This is a genomic window from Pseudomonas palleroniana, from assembly GCF_022836895.1.
Lineage (GTDB): Bacteria > Pseudomonadota > Gammaproteobacteria > Pseudomonadales > Pseudomonadaceae > Aquipseudomonas > Aquipseudomonas palleroniana.
Genome location: NZ_CP092411.1, coordinates 5,987,480 through 6,005,376, shown reverse-complemented (window position 1 = coordinate 6,005,376; position 17,897 = coordinate 5,987,480). Strand labels below are relative to the sequence as shown.

Annotated in this window: 15 protein-coding genes; 6 read left to right on the top strand and 9 right to left on the bottom strand. The window is 63.0% G+C overall.

Annotated elements, in window-relative coordinates; translation table 11 throughout:
* Nucleotides 1-137 precede the first annotated feature (137 nt).
* Nucleotides 138-4,724 carry a DUF4329 domain-containing protein gene (locus MJP36_RS27080; protein ID WP_244384495.1) on the top strand — a complete coding sequence of 1,529 codons (4,587 nt, stop codon included), beginning with the start codon at nt 138-140 and terminating at the stop codon, nt 4,722-4,724.
* Here MJP36_RS27080 and MJP36_RS27075 read toward each other — a convergent pair.
* From MJP36_RS27075 to MJP36_RS27055, 5 genes are all read right to left on the bottom strand, one after another.
* On the bottom strand, nt 4,719-6,092 hold the full coding sequence (locus MJP36_RS27075; RefSeq protein WP_244384493.1) for a PepSY-associated TM helix domain-containing protein: 1,374 nt from the start codon (nt 6,090-6,092) through the stop codon (nt 4,719-4,721). The two genes, MJP36_RS27080 and MJP36_RS27075, sit on opposite strands and share 6 nt — an antisense overlap.
* A 116-nt stretch (nt 6,093-6,208) precedes the next feature.
* Nucleotides 6,209-8,269: a TonB-dependent copper receptor gene (locus MJP36_RS27070; protein ID WP_244384491.1), complete on the bottom strand. Its 2,061-nt coding sequence runs from the start codon at nt 8,267-8,269 to the stop codon at nt 6,209-6,211.
* 95 nt (nt 8,270-8,364) lie between these two features.
* Nucleotides 8,365-8,754: a DUF2946 domain-containing protein gene (locus MJP36_RS27065; RefSeq protein WP_244384489.1), complete on the bottom strand. Its 390-nt coding sequence runs from the start codon at nt 8,752-8,754 to the stop codon at nt 8,365-8,367.
* A gap of 11 nt (nt 8,755-8,765) precedes the next feature.
* Nucleotides 8,766-9,248 carry a copper chaperone PCu(A)C gene (locus tag MJP36_RS27060; protein WP_198760928.1) on the bottom strand — a complete coding sequence of 161 codons (483 nt, stop codon included), beginning with the start codon at nt 9,246-9,248 and terminating at the stop codon, nt 8,766-8,768.
* A 46-nt stretch (nt 9,249-9,294) separates the two neighbouring features.
* Nucleotides 9,295-9,690 (bottom strand): DUF2946 domain-containing protein, encoded by a 396-nt coding sequence (locus MJP36_RS27055; protein WP_104995391.1) that lies wholly within the window; start codon nt 9,688-9,690, stop codon nt 9,295-9,297.
* 515 nt (nt 9,691-10,205) lie between these two features.
* Here MJP36_RS27055 and MJP36_RS27050 point away from each other — a divergent pair.
* The gene (locus tag MJP36_RS27050; protein ID WP_126851395.1) at nt 10,206-10,457 is read left to right on the top strand and encodes a DUF6124 family protein; all 252 of its coding nucleotides are present in this window, start codon (nt 10,206-10,208) and stop codon (nt 10,455-10,457) included.
* Between the two features lie 57 nt (nt 10,458-10,514).
* Here the strand turns inward: MJP36_RS27050 and MJP36_RS27045 are convergent, their stop codons facing one another.
* The 4 genes from MJP36_RS27045 to cbiE are packed head-to-tail and all read right to left on the bottom strand — an operon-like array spanning nt 10,515 to nt 13,333.
* On the bottom strand, nt 10,515-11,003 hold the full coding sequence (locus MJP36_RS27045; protein ID WP_060755037.1) for a PIN domain-containing protein: 489 nt from the start codon (nt 11,001-11,003) through the stop codon (nt 10,515-10,517).
* Complete coding sequence (locus MJP36_RS27040) at nt 11,000-11,350, bottom strand: hypothetical protein (protein ID WP_244384487.1); 351 nt, start codon at nt 11,348-11,350, stop codon at nt 11,000-11,002. The genes MJP36_RS27045 and MJP36_RS27040 overlap by 4 nt, the downstream gene beginning before the upstream one ends.
* 55 nt (nt 11,351-11,405) lie before the next feature.
* Nucleotides 11,406-12,131, bottom strand: a complete 726-nt coding sequence (locus MJP36_RS27035; protein ID WP_244384485.1) for a cobalt-precorrin-6A reductase — start codon at nt 12,129-12,131, stop codon at nt 11,406-11,408.
* Complete coding sequence (gene cbiE, locus MJP36_RS27030; RefSeq protein WP_244384483.1) at nt 12,128-13,333, bottom strand: precorrin-6y C5,15-methyltransferase (decarboxylating) subunit CbiE; 1,206 nt, start codon at nt 13,331-13,333, stop codon at nt 12,128-12,130. The genes MJP36_RS27035 and cbiE overlap by 4 nt, the downstream gene beginning before the upstream one ends.
* Nucleotides 13,334-13,371: 38 nt before the next feature.
* Between cbiE and cobG the strand changes: the two genes are divergently transcribed.
* The 4 genes from cobG to cobJ are packed head-to-tail and all read left to right on the top strand — an operon-like array spanning nt 13,372 to nt 17,705.
* Complete coding sequence (gene cobG, locus MJP36_RS27025; protein ID WP_244384481.1) at nt 13,372-14,718, top strand: precorrin-3B synthase; 1,347 nt, start codon at nt 13,372-13,374, stop codon at nt 14,716-14,718.
* Nucleotides 14,711-15,337 carry a precorrin-8X methylmutase gene (locus MJP36_RS27020; protein ID WP_104995396.1) on the top strand — a complete coding sequence of 209 codons (627 nt, stop codon included), beginning with the start codon at nt 14,711-14,713 and terminating at the stop codon, nt 15,335-15,337. The genes cobG and MJP36_RS27020 overlap by 8 nt, the downstream gene beginning before the upstream one ends.
* Nucleotides 15,337-16,068: a precorrin-2 C(20)-methyltransferase gene (locus MJP36_RS27015; protein WP_104995397.1), complete on the top strand. Its 732-nt coding sequence runs from the start codon at nt 15,337-15,339 to the stop codon at nt 16,066-16,068. The genes MJP36_RS27020 and MJP36_RS27015 overlap by 1 nt, the downstream gene beginning before the upstream one ends.
* Nucleotides 16,068-17,705, top strand: coding sequence for a precorrin-3B C(17)-methyltransferase (gene cobJ, locus MJP36_RS27010; protein WP_244384479.1), 1,638 nt, complete (start codon nt 16,068-16,070; stop codon nt 17,703-17,705). Before MJP36_RS27015 ends, cobJ begins: the two co-directional genes overlap by 1 nt.
* Nucleotides 17,706-17,897: the final 192 nt, after the last annotated feature.

Genomic DNA, 17,897 nt, shown 5'->3' with positions numbered 1-17,897 from the left:
ACTATATCGGCGCTCGCTTTCAAGGCGGGTTCACGCGTTGCACAGTACTGGTGCGGGACGATTAACTATCTAACGCCTTGGTCAGGTTGGGGTGTTCAGGATGTCGGGACATTCGAACACACACCCAAGGAGCTCCCATGGACGATTCTTTTTCACGCGATAAACGCGCCGCGTTGCCCCAGGGGCACGCCAAGCTGGGAGCCTTGACCCCGGCGTTCATCAGCGCTGACGACGTGGCGCGCTATCTTCATGAACGTATCGGCAACCAACACGACAAGGAGTACGGTTGCGTGATCCTGCAGCGTCACGCGGACCAGTTGTATGTCGGCACCGAGCCCCGGGCGGATCGGCCGACGACGTTCGATTTCACACTGTTGCTCGACCGCATCAGTGCCGATGGCGAATACCGCCAGCCGGACGGCTATACGTTGGTTGCGACGTTGCATTCGCACCCCGACACCCAGGCCGATACCCAGAAGAAAAACCCGCGCTTTACGGTGCAGCAGGTCAAGGCCTTCATGAGTTTCTATTCCATTCCGGATGTGATCCTTACCCAGCAAGACCGGCTGACGCTGCCCTATGCGTATCTGTCCGGCCCGGACGGCACGTTGCTGCGCTATCAGGTCAGCTATTCGGAGGACGAGGCGCAGTATGTGCGCTGGTTGTCCGAGAGCGGTCCATGGAGTTCACCGCATGCCCATGACGGTAGCCTGGAAGGGGTGTTCAAAAAGCTGGCGTCGGTTGGCAACCTGCGATTTCTGCTTTCCAGTCCCAATTGGGGGGGATCGGTAGGGGACGTGCCTGCCGATTGGCAACCCTATCAGTCCTTCAGCGCGGCGCCGCTGCCCATACCGTGTGGCCCGGTGTTCACCCGCCAGGAGCAGGCGCTGACACAGGCCTGGACGCGTATCCAGCGCCAACCCACCGTACGACAGCAGGTGCTGGTGTTACAGCACAGCGTCAAAGGCCTGTATACCGCCGCCGAACCGCAACCGCCCGCTCAGCTCAAGCAACTGCCGCCCCTGCCGGAAGGCTTTCACCTGCACGGTGTGTACCTGCATTCGCGACCCTTGCCTGGCAACTATCCCGAGCTGGAAGCCTGGTTGTACAAGAACTTCATCAGCCCGCTGGAGCTGGCGCAGTGCATTGCCCAGTTTCGTGGCTATGCGCTGGCACAGCCTTCGACCCTGGGCGCCTCGCTGTTTATTCGCCTGCGTGATGAGGCGCTGTTGCGTTATCGGTTCTCCGGCTCGGCGGACGAATCACTGCTGTTTGCGACTGAGGCCGATGGTGCGGTTCGTGATCAGGGCTTGCAGGCGCAGTTGGCCGGCGGCGCTTTGCTGACGCGCGACTATGTGCTGCGCGTGGCCAGGGCCGGCGAGCTGACGGTGGAAAAAACCAGTGCCCTGTGGGATCGCCCCGGAGTGGTCGACGCCCACTGGCGCCCCTATTCGAACCGCGTACTGATGCCGCTCAAGCAGGCTTTTCTATCGGCCGACGACGCCGCCCGGCATGCGCACCTGCACATCGACGAACAACGCGACCAGGCCTATGGCGGGTTGATCCTGCAGCGCAGCGACGGGCGTTTCGTGGCCACTGACCCGGTGCGGGCCCAGGGCAGCCCGTTCACGCTGGATGGCGGCTACCCGAAGGACCGCCAGGGTGGCCTGATCATTTTGCACGCCGGCCATCGCCTGCATGCACGATATGGGTCGCGGCGGGCATTGTGGAAAACTGACCGCGCCCAGGGCACGCGACTCAAGTGGAGCCACAAGGAGGCCGAGCTGCATGCGCAGATGTTCAGCGACCTGGATATACAGGCCATCCTGCAATCCCATTGTCCGGGTTACCTCTCGGGAACGCAGGACAGCCTGATCGCGTTCCAGCCGGGCGAGGCGACGGCGGCTTGGCGCCAGCAGTGGCAGACACCGGCCTCCGGCGGCATGAGCCCGATCGCCCAACGTCTGGACAGCGGCGCGATCAAGCCTGCCGATATTGTGCGCATCCTGGCCGAGCCTGGCACTCTGCGTGTGATGACCGCCAGCAAGCTGTGGGGGCCGGCGGAAAAGGTCGAGACGGATTGGGCGCCGTTCGTGCGGGTGCTGGAGTTTCAACGGCCCGGCGCGTTGAGTTATGGCGCCGTGTTCGCCAGCGCCGACGCTGCGGCCCTGGACCTGCAGCATCGGCAACCGGAGCGCGCCTACCCGCGCTATGCCAACGTGTTCTTTGCGTTCATCTTCAAACACCAGAGCCGTGAGGAATATGTCGCCAGCGAGTGGGTGCCGGTCACGCAGAAAACCCCACTGCTGTCGCTGCCTGGTGTGTCCGCCAACCCGGTGCCTGAAGGCTTTGCCTGCCAGGGCGTGTACTACACCCGGCAAACGGCGGGCAGCCGTTCGACGGCATGGCTGGAGCGACTGTTTATCCTGCCCGATGATTTGAGCACGGCCATTATCGAGGGGCGCGCCGCGATTCCCTCATCGAGCCGTGGTGCGACGATTTATATCGCGCCGCCGGAAGGCGCCTTGTTGAGTTACCGATCACCCTCGCCCCGTGGTCTGTTCGAGGCCGAGAGCAGCGTTGACAGCGTCGAGCAGATCAAGGCCAAGTTGAGTTTCGGTACCCTGGACGGGCTTGGGTTCGTGCGCAAGGTGGCTGCCGCCGGTGAGTTGCGGGTGGTTGCCGCGAGCCCGTGCTGGGACCGCCTGGGTATCGTCTCGGCCACCTGGGAGGCTTATGCGCACCTGCCACGCCGACGCATGAGCGCGGCGTTCCTGTCGATGGACGATGCCGCGCGCTACGTGTGCAGCAGAATGTCAGGAGGAGGGGGCACAAGAAGCTATGGCGGGGCGATTCTGCGTCGCGATGACGGCTGGTTCATCGCCAGCGAACCCCTGTGGCTTGCCGATGAGGCGTTGGAGCAGAGCTGGCTGTTTCCCGATGAGTTGGTGGCCCGTGGGCTTTACCCTGAGCGCTGCAAGCTGGTGGCCTATTACTCTTCGCGTCCGGTGATGCGGATGCCGTTCCTGCTGACGAGCGAGCAGGCCACGGTGTACAGCAACATGTTTTCCACCCGGCTGCTGGCCCACGCGATGAGCGAGGGCCACAAGGGCATCACGCACTATTCGCTGGGCCAGGACGGCTCGCTGATCCGCCTGCTGGCAACGGCCCGGGTCAAATACCCGCTGATCACTCAGGCCAACCTGGTCATGCGCCCGCACAACCGTCGCGACTGGCTCTATGGTGAGACTGAATGCGCGTTGCGTTCCGGCGAGTTGACGCCTGTGGAGTACGTCAACCGGGTCGCCGCGTCGTTCTCTCTGGACGTGGTGCTGGGCGGCGCGCTATGGGGCACGCAGGGGCCGGTGTCGGGCTGGGTGCCTTACGCCACACCACACACCGCCGAGCGCGGTTATCTGCGAGCGCGGCATGACCCGGCGTTTGGCCCGGTCTGTACGCAACTGGACGATGCAGCGCGGTTGTTGTCCCAGGCGCTGACCACGTGCGACGAGCTGCAAGTCGGTTATCTGCTCAAGTCCCAGGACGGCCACTACGTCGCGACCTTGCCGATCAAGGACAGTGGTGCGCGGTTCGCCCATCGACGGGTGTTCAGCGACGCGGGTTACCCGCGTGGCTACGCAATGGCCGGGCTGTACTTTTGCGTCTCGCAGCCTGTCGAGTTGCGTCCCCGTGGCGTCACCATCAGTGGCGACGAGATTTTTCAGGGGCTGTTTTCGCCCTACGACCTCAAGGATGCGCTGTATCAGGTCCGTGGCACCCGAGAGCGTGCCAGCCTGCCGTTGTACATCTTCTGTGCCGACGGCGCCTTGCTTAAGTTCGTGGTGGTCAACGATCGGTTTGTTCAATACCGCGACCTGTCGGATTTGCACGCACGGGTGCTGAGCCCGCGCGATTTCATCCGGCGCATGGCGGCGGCCGGCGACTTGCGCATCCTGCGCTCCAGTGACAACTGGCCGGGCCTTGGCGTGGTGGACAGCCAGTGGCAACCGGGACGTTCGCAGGGTGTGCCGGCACCCGACGAACACACCCTGAGCCTGGGGCCGGTGTACATCCATACTGAAGATGCGGCGCTGCATATCCATGAACTGGCGGGGCAGTTTGCCGGTAAACAGTACTTGGGGGCGCAGCTGAAAAACACGGCGGGCAGTGGCTACCTGCCGGTCCTTCCGACGCTGGACCAGGGCTACCCCTCCCTGGTCGCCGAGCGCTTGTTCCCCCAGGCTTTCAAGGGCATCGGCCCGGCCCGCAGGGTGCCGCAGCTGCCTAATGGCTACCGGTTCTGCGCCGCGCACCTGGTGTTTCACGACGGGCTCGACCAGCCTGCAAGGGCGAGTGAAGACAATTACCGCAGGTCCTTCGTCTCGTGGCGTGAAGTGGGTTTCTACGTCCACACCTTGAAGAGCGCCGGGGTGGCGATCAACGCGCTGTACCTGACCACACGCGATGGTGCCCTGTTGAGCTACCAGCCAAGTTTCAGCAACGATGAGTACAACCTGTTGGACACCGGCCTCAAATGGTCCCAGGCCGGCGGTTACACCGCGTATGCGCCAGCCCCCTCCCATGTGGTTCTGGAGCTGGCGCGCCTCGGTGAGTTGCGGGTGATTCACCCGTCGGCGTTCTGGCGTCTGCGCGGAAAACTCGGCGCGGACCTTGCCTCTTCGGTCGGCGAGGTGGTGCTGGTGCCGACCAAGGACGAGCTATGAGCCGCTCGCGCTTTGCCAGAAAAACCGTGACAACACCAGCCGGTCCAGGGCCCACATCAACACCAGTGAAACGCCCACCAACGGGAACAGGAGCGCCAGGGCGAACATAATCACCATTGCGGTTTTCCACTTGGGCAGGTCATGGCGCAGCGGTGGAACGCCTAAGCCGCCCGCCGGGCGGCGCTTCCACCAGATCACCAGGCCACTGACCGCGCTGAGCAGAATCATCAGGCAGATCAGCAAGACGATGATCTGGTTCACCACGCCGAACATCTTGCCCTCGTGCAGCATCACGCCGGTCTCCGTGGCGCGTGCGACGTTGTTGTAGTGTTGCCAGCGCACATCGGCCAGGACCTTGCCGGTGTATTGATCCACATGCAGGGTGGCATCGTTGCGCGGGTCGTCGGCGAACACCGCGACCGTGAACACGCCGGTGGCCGTGGTAGGGAAGGTGATGCTGTAGCTGGGCTCGACCTTGCGTGCGTTGGCCAGGTCGACCACCTGTTGCAGGCGCAGCACCGGTGCGGCTGGGCCTGTATGCATGGCGCCGTGGTTCATGTGTTCGGCATGGTCGCCGGACATCGGCATGGGTGTGTTTTCCACGGCCCACGGCACGGTCTGTTGGCTGGCGGTATTGAGGGTGCGGGCCTGCTGGTCGGATTGCGGCACGTTGTTCCACATGGCGTCCGGGAAGCGGTTCCACAGCTCGGCATACTGCTTGCCCCAGAAGCCGGTCCAGGTCATGCCGCTGAGCAACATCACCAGCAGAAACGCGGCGCCCCAGAAACCGACCACGGCATGCATATCGCGCCAGAACACCCGGCCGCGTGCATTCAACCGAGGCCACAACACACCGGCCGCCGACTTGCCGCGCGGCCACCACAGGTACAGGCCCGACACCACCAGCATCACGCCCCAGCCGGCGGCGAGTTCCACCAGGCGATCACCGACAGTGCCGATCATCAGCTCACCGTGCAGGGCGCGGGCGATGGCTTGCAGGTTGTATTTGGCGTCCTGTTGGCCGAGCACGGTGCCACGATACGGGTCGACGAATACCGTCACTTCGCGGCCGTCGTTGTGCATGACGAACTGTGCGCTGCGGGTGGCGTCGGCCGGTGGCAGGTATTTGCTGATCCGGGCTTGGGGGAACGCAGCCTGGGCTCGTTGCAATTGCTCATCGGCACTCAGGGCATGCTCGGCGCTGGGCACGGTCAGCAGGTCGCCATACATCAGCGGGTCGAGCTGGGGTTTGAACAGGTAGATGATGCCGGTGAGGGCCAGCAACACCATGAACGGGGCGACGAACAGGCCGGCGTAGAAGTGCCAGCGCCAGGCCAGGTTGTAGAAGGAAACTTTTTGAGTGGACATCAGGGGCTCCGCAAGGCGTTGGTTTTCTTGTGTCAGGTAGGCCGCTAATCGGGGGCAAGCCCCCTCCCACATTGGAATGCATTGCAAATGTTGGAGGGGGCTTGCCCGCGAGGCGGTCAGAAGCTCATGTCGACTTTGGTCCAGAGGGTGCGCCCCGGCTCCTTGAGGGCTTGCGGGTCGTTGGCCGGGTAGCCGAACCCGGCATTACCGGCCAGGTTCAGGTGCTCGGCATAAGCCTTGCCGAACAGGTTGTCGACGCCGGTGCTGACCTTGAAATTCTTATTGATGCGGTACGCGGCGTTCAGCGAGAACACGCCAAAGCCGCCGCTCTTGTCGAAGTCCTTGCCGACCACGTTGCCCTGGTTCGGGGCGATGCGATTCTGCGCCGCGACCACCCGCCACAAGGCGCCGGCGCTCCAGTCATCTTCGCTGTAGGTCAGGCCGAAACGGGCATCGAGCGGTGGCATTTGCGGCAGTGCCTTGCCATCGCTGCTGTTCTTGCCCCAGGCGTAGGCGAGGGTGGCGTCGGCCTTCCAGTTACGCGTCAGCTTGTAGGCTGCGCCCAGTTCACCGCCCATGATGCGTGCATCGATATAACGTGCCTGGGAGGTGGTGCCCATCATGCCCGGCCTGTAGTCGAACAGAATGAAGTCTTGCACCCGGCCGATGTAACCCGAGGCCCAGGCTTCCAGGTCGGCGGTTTTGTATTGCGCGCCGAAGTCGAGTTGGGTGGTTTTCTCAGGCTTGACGCCATCGAAGGCGTTGACCGAGCCGGCCGCGCCGGTGTTGGGGGAAAACAGTTCCCAGTAGTCCGGGAAACGTTCGGCGTGGCCCAAGCCAGCATAGACGGTGGTGGGTGTGTCAGCCAGATCGTGCTCGTAGCGCACAAAGCCCGAGGGCAGGGTATCGGCGCGCGTGTCGTCGGCGGTGGGGTTGGGGCGGGACATCATGCCCGAGCCGGTGGTCTGGCGAAAATCCTTGGCCGAGGCGCGGTCCAGACGTGCCCCGGTGATCAGGCGGTCGCGGTCGGCGGCGTACCAGGTCAGTTCGCCGAACACGCCGTAGTTGTGGAAGTTGGCGTCCTTGTTGCGCGGCAGATCTTTATACGTGTCGATGCCCATGCTGCTGCGCTGGCGGTGTTCATTGGTTTGCGCGTCCAGGCCGCTGATCAATTGCACATCGGCCCAGCGCCAGGTGGCCTTGATGCGGGCGCCGAGGGTGCGACGGTCGACGTTGGAGGCCATCGGCCCGGCCATCATGCCGGTGCCCGACGGTACGCGCAGGCTGTAGTTGTCCATCACGTGGTCGGCATAGTTGTAGTAGACCTGGGCTTCGACCTTGTCCAGCACTTCGCCGATGTTGGATTTCTCGAAACGCAGGCCCAGGCTTTCGCGCAGGAACTGCGAGCCGTCCATGCCGCGCCCGGCGTAACGCGCTTCCCCATCACCGCGCCCGGCGGTGAGTTCCAGCAGGGTGTCGGCGTCGGGCGTGAAACCGACGGCCACGTCGCCGTTCCATTTGTCGTAGCGTGAGGCGACCGTTTTGTTGTTGCCGTCCTTGTAATCATCGGCGTGGGCCTGGTTGCCGATCACCCGCACATAGCCCAGCGGCCCGCCGGCGGCTGCATCGATGACCTTGTCGAAACGCCCATTCGAACCGGCCAGTACGCTGGCGTTGACCCGCGTGCCCAACTCACCGAACTGCTCGGGTTCGCGGTCGAACAGGATCGTGCCGGCCGATGCGCCTGGGCCCCAGAGCACGGTCTGCGGGCCTTTGATCACGGTCAGCTTGTCGTAGGTCTCCGGCGAGATGTACGAGGTGGGCGCATCCATCCGCCCGGGGCAGGCGCCGAGCATCATGCCGCCGTTGGTGAGGATATTCAGGCGCGAGCCGAACATGCCGCGCAGCACCGGGTCGCCATTGGTGCCGCCATTGCGCACCAGGGCAAAGCCGGGGATGGTCTTGAGGTAGTCGCCACCGTCGCTGGCGGGCACCGGTTGGCGCGGGTCTTTCGGGTTGGTGATGACTGTCAGCGGCGAGCTCGGTGCGATCGCGGTGATCACGGTAGGGCTCAACTCGTGCTCGTCGGCATAGGCCTGTGGAACCAGCAGTGCGCCGCACAGAACGGCGAAAACGGGGGAGCATCCCAAACGGGAGTCAGCAGAAAACCTGGACATGAAAAATTCCATCAATCATTCGTAAACAACACGGCCAGCAGCCTGCGGCTGTCTGTCTAAAGTCGGCCGGGGTGAAGTAACGGTGCTTGGTGCGCTTACGCAGGGATGGGTGGGGCGCGGCTGCGGGCGCCGGGGAAGATGCTCTGCCGGGCATGGCCCAGGCGCGTGGCGGGGGTGAGGGCGTTGGCGGGCGGCGGGGTATCGAGCAGCACCGGCGAAACGCTGCCGGGCAAGGCCGGACAGCTGAAGAGCAGGTCGCAATAGCCGCACTTGGCCCAGAGTGCGTGGTGTTCGTCAGGTGCTTTTTTGTGATGGGCTTGGCCATGCTCCATCGGCATGCTCATCGACATACCGGCGTGATGATCCATCGGCATCGCTTGGGAAATCAGCGGACCGATAAAGATCATCAACATGGCGAACAGGCTGATCCAACTGCCGCGCTTCACGCGGCGGTGTACCGATAGCCTGGCGCGAGGGGCGCCCATTGTGTGTCAGCCTATTGGGCGTGCTTATGCTCGTGGCCGGCCATCGGCGGTGCTTTCTGCACCGAGACCTGCACCTGCACCTTGCCGGCTTTTTCGAAGGTCAATATCAGTGGGAACTGCTTGCCATCGGTCAACAGGCTGCGGTCTTTGAGCCCCAGCAACATCACGTGATAGGCCATCGGTGCGAAGGTCAGCTCGCCCTTGGCCGGCACCGCCACGCTGGGTACTTGCTGCATCTTCATCAAGTCACCCTGCATCACATGCTCATGCAGCTCGGCCTTGTCCGCCACCGGCGTTTGCACGCTGAGCAGGCGGTCCGGCGTTTCACCGGTGTTATGAATCACAAAATACGCCGCGACGGTCGGCGCATTGGGCGGCAACTCCTGGGACCAGGGTTGGCTGACCAGCAAGTCGCCGGCCTTGTAGTCCTCGGCGTTGGCGGCACTGAACACCGGCAACAGCAACGCAGCCAGAAGCAGGGAAGATTTGAGCATGGCAGTTCTCCAGAACGGTTCTAAACGCAGTTCACTTGCGAAGACATCAGGCCGTTGGAGAGGCGCGAGGGTTGAGGCTGGGCCATTGCTGGCGCGGGGTTGGGGTTTGCAACTGGGGCGCCGGCAAGCTCTGCGCGGCGTCGAACCGGGTGACATACAACTGCGGCACATGCCCCGGCAGCGCCACCAACGGCGCCGAGCCCGAGCAACACCAGCAGTGCTGCATGGCGGAGTGATCGTCCTGCTGCGGCGCCGGAATCTCCAGTTTGCCCAGGGCAATGGTCTTCAGGCTGGCGCCATTGGAGGAGCAGAAACTGCCCCACAGCAATTGCTGCACGGGGTCCTGGGACTGTTGCATCGCCCCGGCCATCGGCATGGCAAAGGCGTTGAACAGCACTGCAAGGCAGGCGATCCACACAATTGCAAAGCGTTGACGGGCCATGGCGGACAATCCGTAGGGGTTTAACGATCAGGGTATTTAGCCTGATCGGGGGGGATAAGTAAAAAGCGGTGGTGTGGTTTGGTGTCGCAGTGCCGGGTTTGAGGATAGACGGGGAATCGATTGGACGCCGATTTTCTAAGCTGCGCAGTTTGAATGTGGGACTTGCGGTGTTTGGTGCGCCTCAGGCTCTGGGCCTGAATTTGAACGTCTTTCGCAGAAATATCCGACAAGTCTTTGAGGTTGCCCCTAGGACACTCGATCTCTAGTCTCCGTACACCGCTGTGAACCCAGCAGTCGGGCGTCGCGGCCCGGATTTTCTAAGAGCAAAAGCACTATCGTCTGCTTTCAGTTGATGCTTTTTTATCGTCTACTGTGCGGCGCAATGGTGGCTGTGCGCGGGATACCTTCGGGTATGCCGGGTTGCCTTAGGACCGGTCCGCGAACCTGCGTACAGCTGCCACCCCCTCGCGTCGCGGCGAATCAGTGGCAGCTCCACTTTTCTAAGGAGCTTCACAATGATTAAACCCACCCCAAATCCCCCCATCCGGCTCTTCACCGTGGCCGATGAAATCAGCACCGAGGACCTGTTGGTCAACCTCAGCGAAACACTCGCCTCGGCCAATGCACTGAGTTGCGATATTGCGTTTAACCTGGAAGGTGCACCACGTGAGGAATTGCTGGGTGTTGCGCAGTTGATTGAGCTGGCGCAGTTGCTCGCTGAAAGGGTGCACGAAGGTGCAGGGCAGGCGGCAGCCGCGAGTCGTTAGCAGTTCGATAAATGATCGTTCCTGCGCTTATGCGTGGGAATGATCGTGGGGCAGGTCTCAGACCTCCCAGCTGGCTTCTCGTATATGGTTGAAGTTGACGACATCTACGCAGTGCTGATGAGCAAATCCCGCGACTCTAAGGTCGTCAGTCAACACCAGGTAATTATCTTTTGCTGCGGCAACAATGCCGACGTCGGTAAGGCCATAGGGTGAAAGTTCATAGTCACGACTTATATCCAAGGCTGGATTATGAATCTCTATTATTGTTGAAAGTGAGTTCTTTAATGTTGCATAAAAATCGTGAAGCTTGCTCCCATAAAGTCCATTCGTCAGGTTGCTGACTTCAGCGAGAATGTGAGGGGTTGAAACCAGCTTTTCGAACTGATCAATCACTTTTAGCAAAAGTTGATAGTCTTCATGGTTGTAGCCGCGTGTTCTCTTGAATTCTACGATGCTGGCCGTTCCTCCTATCAGTGCCAGCAGTAACAAGTTGGTGTCGACTATGATTCCTTTTCTTCGATATTGCTTGATGTAGGTGTCCATCATATTTCGCGGATCTTCATGGAGCGGAATTCGCCAGTCTGCGCATCAATGATGAAAGTCTTGTATTTTCTTGAAAACATTTCTCCGGAAAGAGCGGCACCAATTCTCTGGAGTTTATTCGGGTTTGGGACGTTGAAGCCCAGTGTTATTGCCCAGGTATTGTTATCTGGATCCAGCTCTACTTCCTCAAGCATTAAATCGTTCAACGCCATTTCCTGCCCGAGAAAATCGTTTGCTGCTGCCTTCGCAACTTTAACGGCGTCTTTAACTTCTATCATGTCAGCTCCTGGATAGCGTTGGGCCTGGCTTGAACTGCTGCTGGAGTTTAGCACTTCGTATTGTGGGTTCATCGCCGTCCCTTGAGGTAACAAACAGATTGGATAGAGGGTGGCGAATGATCCTGATCTACCTAATGAAATCTGCCAACGAATCGATTGTTTCAGCGAGCGACAGGAACTCTCGGTCCACCGCAGCCAACACCGGCCGCTTCAACACCAGCACCGGCACACCTCGCTCCCGCGCTACTTCCAGCTTCGGCTCCGTCGCTGCGCTACCGCTGTTCTTGCTGATCAACACATCAATCGCGCGCCGTTCAAACAACGCGCGTTCGTCTTCGATCAAAAACGGCCCACGCGCGCCGATCACTTCACACCGCTCATTCCCCGGATACACGTCCAGCGCGCGCAGTGTCCAGAACTGGTCAACCGGGATTTCATCGAGGTGCTGCAACGGTTCGCGGCCCAACGTGAACAGGGGGCGCTTGAAGGGTTTCAGGGCTGCGATCAAGTCGGCCCAATCGCTGACCTCACGCCAATCATCCCCGGCCTGCGGCTGCCATGCCGGACGCCGCAGCGCCCAGCAAGGGATGCCACTCAACTGTGCAGCCTCGGCGGCATTGCGGCTGATCTGCGCCGCGTAGGGGTGGGTCGCGTCGAGAATCAGGCCAATCCCCTCGTCCCGAACAAACGCCGCCAAGCCCTCGGCCCCGCCGTAGCCGCCAACCCGCACCTGGCACGTGAGGTCGGTCGGCACGCGGCCCACCCCGGCCAGGCTGTAGATATGCTCCGGCCCCAGAGTCCGCGCAATAGCCAGCGCCTCGGTCACGCCGCCCAGCAGCAAGATGCGTTTCATAGCGGCTTGACCACTTCAAGCAGCGTGATCGGCAACGCCTGGCGCCAGGTATCGAACTCGCCCAGCGGCTGCGCCTGCGCCACATGGACACGGGTCAGCTCGCCGCCATGCTGGGCGCGCCAGTTCATCAAGGTCATTTCGCTTTGCAGGGTCACGGCATTGGCGACCAGCCTTCCACCAGGCCGCAGCTGTTGCCAGCAGGTCTCGAGCACGCCGTCGCGAGTGACGCCGCCGCCGATGAAGATCGCGTCCGGTGCTTCCAGACCGCGTAACGCCTCGGGAGCCTTGCCGCGAACCAGTTGCAGCCCAGGCACGCCCAGCGCATCGCGGTTGTGTTCGATCAGGCCCTGGCGACCTTCATCCGCTTCAATCGCCAGCGCACGGCAACTGGGGTGCGCACGCATCCATTCGATACCAATGGAGCCGCTGCCCGCGCCCACATCCCACAGCAGTTCACCGGGCATCGGCGCGAGGCGGGCGAGGGTCATGGCGCGCACGTCGCGCTTGGTCAATTGACCGTCGTGCTTGAAGGCGGAATCGGGCAGGCCCGCCAGGCGTGACAGGCGGGGTGTTGCGCAGGAGGCTACGCAGTCGATGGCGACCAGGTTCAAATCGGCGACAGAAGCCTGTTGCCAATCAGCCGCCAAACCGTCGATACGCCGCTCGTCCGCGCCGCCCAGGTGTTCAAACACGCTCAACCGGCTGGGCCCGAACCCGGATTCAGCCAGCAACGAGGCGATCGCAGCAGGGCTGCGACCGTCGTTGCTCAACACCAGCAACCGCGCGCCGCTGGCCAAGTGCATATTCAGCGCCGCCAAGGGCCGGGCCACCACGGATAACGTCACCACTTCCTGCAATGGCCAGCCCAATCGCGCCGCCGCCAGCGACACCGACGACGGCGCCGGCACTATCAGCAACTCTGCCGCCGGCACCTGCCGCGCCAGGCTGGCGCCCACGCCATAGAACATCGGATCACCGCTGGCCAGCACGCACACCGGTTCGCCACGCCGAGCCAGCACCGGCTCCAGGGAAAACGGGCTTGGCCACACTTGGCGCTCACCCCGAATGCATACCGGCAACAGGTCCAGCTGGCGCTGGCCGCCTATGATCCGCGTGGCGCGCAACAGGGCATGCCGGGCATTCCTGCCCAGCCCCTTGAAGCCGTCTTCACCGATGCCTACAACCGTCAGCCAGGGCGACATATGAATTCCTTGAACGACATCCGACGGGCAGGCTTTTCATGCCGCCGGACAAAGCAGGCATAATACCGCGCCTTGACCCGTCAACCGGTAGCCCCGTGAACCCAACGCCCGCTGTGAATACCTTGCGCCCCTCGGCTTGTCCGGGGTTGCTGCGTATTGTCCAGGCGCTGGATGGCGGCATTTGCCGGGTCAAACTGGCGGGCGGTTCAATCACCGCCGCCCAAGCCAGCGCCGTGGCAGACGCGGCCCAGGCCTATGCCGGTGGGGTGATCGAGGCGACCAACCGCGCCAACCTGCAGATTCGCGGAATCGGTGCCGACCAGGAAGCGCTGATTGCGACGCTGCTGGCCGCGGGCCTTGGCCCCCGCAACGCCGGCGGCGACGACGTGCGCAACCTGATGCTCAGCCCCAGCGCCGGTATCGACCCGCAAATGCTGTTCGACACTCGCCAGTTGGCCGACCAGATTCTCGCCACCTTGCAAAGCCACCCGCGCTTCCATGAGCTGTCGGCCAAGTTCGCGGTGCAACTGGATGGTGGCGAAGCCCTGGCGATGCTCGAACATCATCATGATCTGTGGCTGTCGGCGTTTGTACGCGACGGCCAGACGCTGCTCGCGTTCGGCCTGGCCGGTTGCCCTGGGCTGAATGCGCCGTTGGGCGCCGTACCGTTGGAGCAGGGCCATGCCCTGGTGGTGGCGGTCCTGGAAGCGTTCCTCGATCTGGCGAGCCCTGCGCAAACCCGCATGCGCCATCTGCCCGTGGAGAGTGTGTTGGGCCGTCTCAACCTGCCGCTGCTGCCCACCGACGGCTTCAAACGCCCGCCCAGCGGTGCGTTGCTGCACCTCGGAACCTATCCACAGGAGCAAAAGAACCAGTTCTACGTCGCCGCTATCGCCCCGTTGGGCCGCCTGGATTCGACGATGCTCAAAGGCGCTGCGCAACTGGCCAACGAGTACGGCGACGGCACCTTGCGTTTCACGCCTTGGCAAGGCGTGCTGCTGCCCTACGTCGAAAAGCCGCACGCAGTGACCCAACGCCTGGCGCAGTTGGGCTTTCTCTGTTCTATCGAGCAGCCCCTGGCGCGCATGATCGCCTGCACCGGCTCCAGCGGCTGCGGCAAAGCCCTGGCCGACACCAAGGCTGACGCGGTGCAACTCGCCGCGTTGCACCCCGGCCATGACGTGCACCTGTCCGGCTGCCCGCGTTCCTGCGCCGCCGCGCACACCGCGCCGGTCACGCTGCTGGCGGTAAGCCCGGGCCACTACGACCTCTATTTTCGTGATCCAGCCCAACCCGGTTTCGGCCGGCTGCACGCGCACAACCTTTCCATTGAAGCGACGGGCGCCTTGCTACGCGCCCGCCCACGGAGCAACACCGATGATTGATTACATCCGCGACGGTCAGGAGATCTATCGCAACTCCTTTGCCATTATTCGCGCGGAAGCCAAGTTGGACCGCATCCCGGCCGACCTGGAAAAACTCGCGGTGCGCGTGATTCATGCGTGCGGCATGGTCGAGGCAATCGACGGCCTGCAGTTTTCCGAAGGCGCGGGCCAGGCCGGGCGCGCTGCGTTGGCCGCTGGCGCGCCGATTCTGTGTGATGCGCGAATGGTCTCCGAAGGCGTGACCCGAGCACGCCTGCCGGCCAATAACCGCGTGATCTGCACCTTGCGCGACGACAGCGTGCCGCAATTGGCGCGGGAGCTGGGCAACACCCGTTCCGCTGCCGCCCTGGAGCTGTGGCGCCCGCACCTGGAAGGTAGCGTGGTGGTGATCGGCAACGCGCCGACGGCCTTGTTCTACTTGCTGGAAATGCTCGACGCCGGCGCACCGAAACCGGCATTGATCCTGGGTTTTCCGGTGGGGTTTGTCGGCGCTGCCGAATCCAAGGCCATGCTTGCAGCCGATAGCCGTGGCGTGCCCTTTGTGATCATGCAGGGCCGCCTGGGCGGCAGTGCGATGGCTGCCGCTGCGGTCAACGCCTTGGCCACGGAGGTCGAATGATGCAGGCACGCGGACGTTTGATCGGCCTGGGCGTCGGCCCCGGTGACCCGGAACTCATCACCCTCAAGGCCCTGCGCCTGCTGCGCGAATCGCCGGTGGTAGCGTACTTCGTGGCCAAGGGCAAGAAGGGCAACGCCTTCGGCATCATCGAAGAGCACCTGGTGCCGCAACAGACCCTGATGCCGCTGGTGTACCCGGTGACCACCGAGGTGTTGCCGGCACCGATGTCCTATGAACAGGTCATCAGCGATTTCTACGACGCCGCCAGTGTCGACGTGGCCGCGCACTTGGACGCCGGCCGCGACGTGGCGGTGATCTGCGAAGGCGACCCGTTCTTCTATGGCTCCTACATGTACCTGCACGACCGCCTGGCCGAACGCTATGAAGCGCAGGTCATTCCGGGGGTGTGTTCGATGCTCGGTGGTGCGTCGGTGCTCGGCGCGCCGTTGGTGTATCGCAACCAGAGCTTGTCGGTGCTTTCGGGCGTGTTGCCCCACGACGATCTCAAGCGCCGCCTGGCGGACGCCGATGCCGCGGTGATCATGAAGTTGGGGCGCAACTTTCCCAAGGTGCGCCAGGTGCTCGAAGAGCTCGGCCTGGCCAAGCGTGCGCTGTATGTGGAGCGCGCGACCATGGCCAACCAGAAGATCGTACCGCTGGACCAGGTGGATCCGGCTTCGTCGCCGTACTTTTCGTTGATCATCGTACCCGGTGAACGGTGGCAAGGTTGATGAGCCCAGCGATTGTCATCCTCGGCCAGGGCAGCCTGGCCACTGCGCGCAAGATCCAGCAGGTGTACCCCGGCGCCTTGATCTACGGCCTGGCGGCTCGGGTCGACGGCGCCGACAGTGTCTACAGTGAGTTCGGTACGACCCTGCGCCAGCTCTATCAACAAGGCACGCCGCTGATTGCGCTGTGCGCCGCCGGCATTGTGATCCGCACCCTGGCGCCGCTGCTGCTGGAAAAGGGCGAAGAACCCGCCGTGCTGGCGGTTGCCGAAGACGGTAGCGCCGTGGTGCCGCTGCTCGGCGGGCTGGGCGGCGTGAACGTCATGGCACGCGACATTGGCGCTGCGCTGCAGGTGGCCGCTGCGATAACCACCAGTGGCGAGCTGCGTTTCGGCACTTGCCTGCTTAACCCGCCCAAGGGCTATGAGTTGGCGGATCTGGAGCTGGGCAAGCGCTTCGTTTCCGACCTGCTGGCCGGTGAAAGGGTACGCATCGAGGGCGTGGCGCCGTGGTTGGACCAGGCCAACCTGCCCCAGGACGCACAGGCACGCCTGGCGATTCACGTGGGCAATGCCGAGCGCAGCCCTGCGCCCGATGAATTGCTGATTTATCCGAAGAACGTGAGCGTGACCTGCAAACCAGGTGCACAACTGGCTGAGCGTGTGCGCACGGCGCTGCGTGAGGCGGGTATCGCCGTGCAATCCCTGGCGTGCCTGCTGGCCAGCGATACGCACATGGCTGAAGCGTCGTTGCACGCAGCGGCGTTGGAGCTGGGTGTACCGCTGCGTTTCGTCAGTGCCGGCCGCGATGCCGATATCGTCATCGATGTCGCCGAGCAACCATTGGACCTGTCGCAAGTCGGCCGGGTGCGTGGCCGCCTTGCCGTGATCGGCCTGGGCCCTGGCGCAGCCGAGTTGATGGTGCCGGCGGTCAAGGCTGAACTGGCGCGTTGCACCGACGTGCTGGGTTATGAAACCTACGTGCGCATGGCCGGCCCGTTTCGTGACGATCAGGTGCAGCACTGCACCGATAACCGCGAAGAAATGCAGCGCGCGCGCCACGCTTTCGAGCTGGCGGCCCAGGGGCGCTCGGTGGTGGTGGTGTCGTCCGGCGACCCGGGCGTGTTCGCCATGGCCGCCGCGGTGATCGAGGCTTTGCACGAGTCCACCGACTCGACGTGGCATCAGGTCGACCTGCAAATCCTGCCGGGTGTCTCGGCCTCGCTCGCCACCGCCGCCCAGGCGGGGGCGCCGTTGGGCCATGACTTCTGTGTGATGTCGCTGTCGGACAACCTCAAGCCGTGGTCGATCATCGAAAAACGCCTGGACCTCGCGTCCCAGGCCGATCTGGCGCTGGCGTTCTACAATCCGATCTCCCGCTCACGCCCGTGGCAGCTGGGGCGTGCACTGGAAATCGTGGCACTGCACCGCACGCCTGAAACGCCCGTGGTGCTGGGGCGCGATATCGGTCGTCCGGGCCAGACCCTGCGTGTCACTACGTTGGGGCAACTGACGCCGGAGCAGGTGGACATGCGCACCATGGTGTTGGTCGGCTCGTCCACTACCTGCACATTCCCGCGTGCCGGTGGCGGTCAATGGGTATATACACCGCGCTGGTACGGCGAAAAGCCTGCGTCCTGAAAACGCTTTATTGGTCGCCGGAAAGCTCCGAATGACCCAGGGATTTTCCTGGCGTCGTTCGGGGCTTTTTCTTTTTTCTGCGACGAAATCCGCAAGCCTGCCCGTGACGCGGCGTGATTGCTGGGCAGCGCGCTTCGTCGGGTTGGGCCAAGGGATTTATAGCGTCTGGAAAGCCCATCAGCCCGTGGACTA

Bases quoted from the DNA above. Each gene is read 5' to 3' on its own strand.
- MJP36_RS27080 (WP_244384495.1), top strand. From the start codon at position 138: ATGGACGATTCTTTTTCACGCGATAAACGCGCCGCGTTGCCCCAGGGG.
- MJP36_RS27075 (WP_244384493.1), bottom strand. From the start codon at position 6,092: ATGTCCACTCAAAAAGTTTCCTTCTACAACCTGGCCTGGCGCTGGCAC.
- MJP36_RS27070 (WP_244384491.1), bottom strand. From the start codon at position 8,269: ATGTCCAGGTTTTCTGCTGACTCCCGTTTGGGATGCTCCCCCGTTTTC.
- MJP36_RS27065 (WP_244384489.1), bottom strand. From the start codon at position 8,754: ATGGGCGCCCCTCGCGCCAGGCTATCGGTACACCGCCGCGTGAAGCGC.
- MJP36_RS27060 (WP_198760928.1), bottom strand. From the start codon at position 9,248: ATGCTCAAATCTTCCCTGCTTCTGGCTGCGTTGCTGTTGCCGGTGTTC.
- MJP36_RS27055 (WP_104995391.1), bottom strand. From the start codon at position 9,690: ATGGCCCGTCAACGCTTTGCAATTGTGTGGATCGCCTGCCTTGCAGTG.
- MJP36_RS27050 (WP_126851395.1), top strand. From the start codon at position 10,206: ATGATTAAACCCACCCCAAATCCCCCCATCCGGCTCTTCACCGTGGCC.
- MJP36_RS27045 (WP_060755037.1), bottom strand. From the start codon at position 11,003: ATGATGGACACCTACATCAAGCAATATCGAAGAAAAGGAATCATAGTC.
- MJP36_RS27040 (WP_244384487.1), bottom strand. From the start codon at position 11,350: ATGAACCCACAATACGAAGTGCTAAACTCCAGCAGCAGTTCAAGCCAG.
- MJP36_RS27035 (WP_244384485.1), bottom strand. From the start codon at position 12,131: ATGAAACGCATCTTGCTGCTGGGCGGCGTGACCGAGGCGCTGGCTATT.
- cbiE (WP_244384483.1), bottom strand. From the start codon at position 13,333: ATGTCGCCCTGGCTGACGGTTGTAGGCATCGGTGAAGACGGCTTCAAG.
- cobG (WP_244384481.1), top strand. From the start codon at position 13,372: ATGCCGCCGGACAAAGCAGGCATAATACCGCGCCTTGACCCGTCAACC.
- MJP36_RS27020 (WP_104995396.1), top strand. From the start codon at position 14,711: ATGATTGATTACATCCGCGACGGTCAGGAGATCTATCGCAACTCCTTT.
- MJP36_RS27015 (WP_104995397.1), top strand. From the start codon at position 15,337: ATGCAGGCACGCGGACGTTTGATCGGCCTGGGCGTCGGCCCCGGTGAC.
- cobJ (WP_244384479.1), top strand. From the start codon at position 16,068: ATGAGCCCAGCGATTGTCATCCTCGGCCAGGGCAGCCTGGCCACTGCG.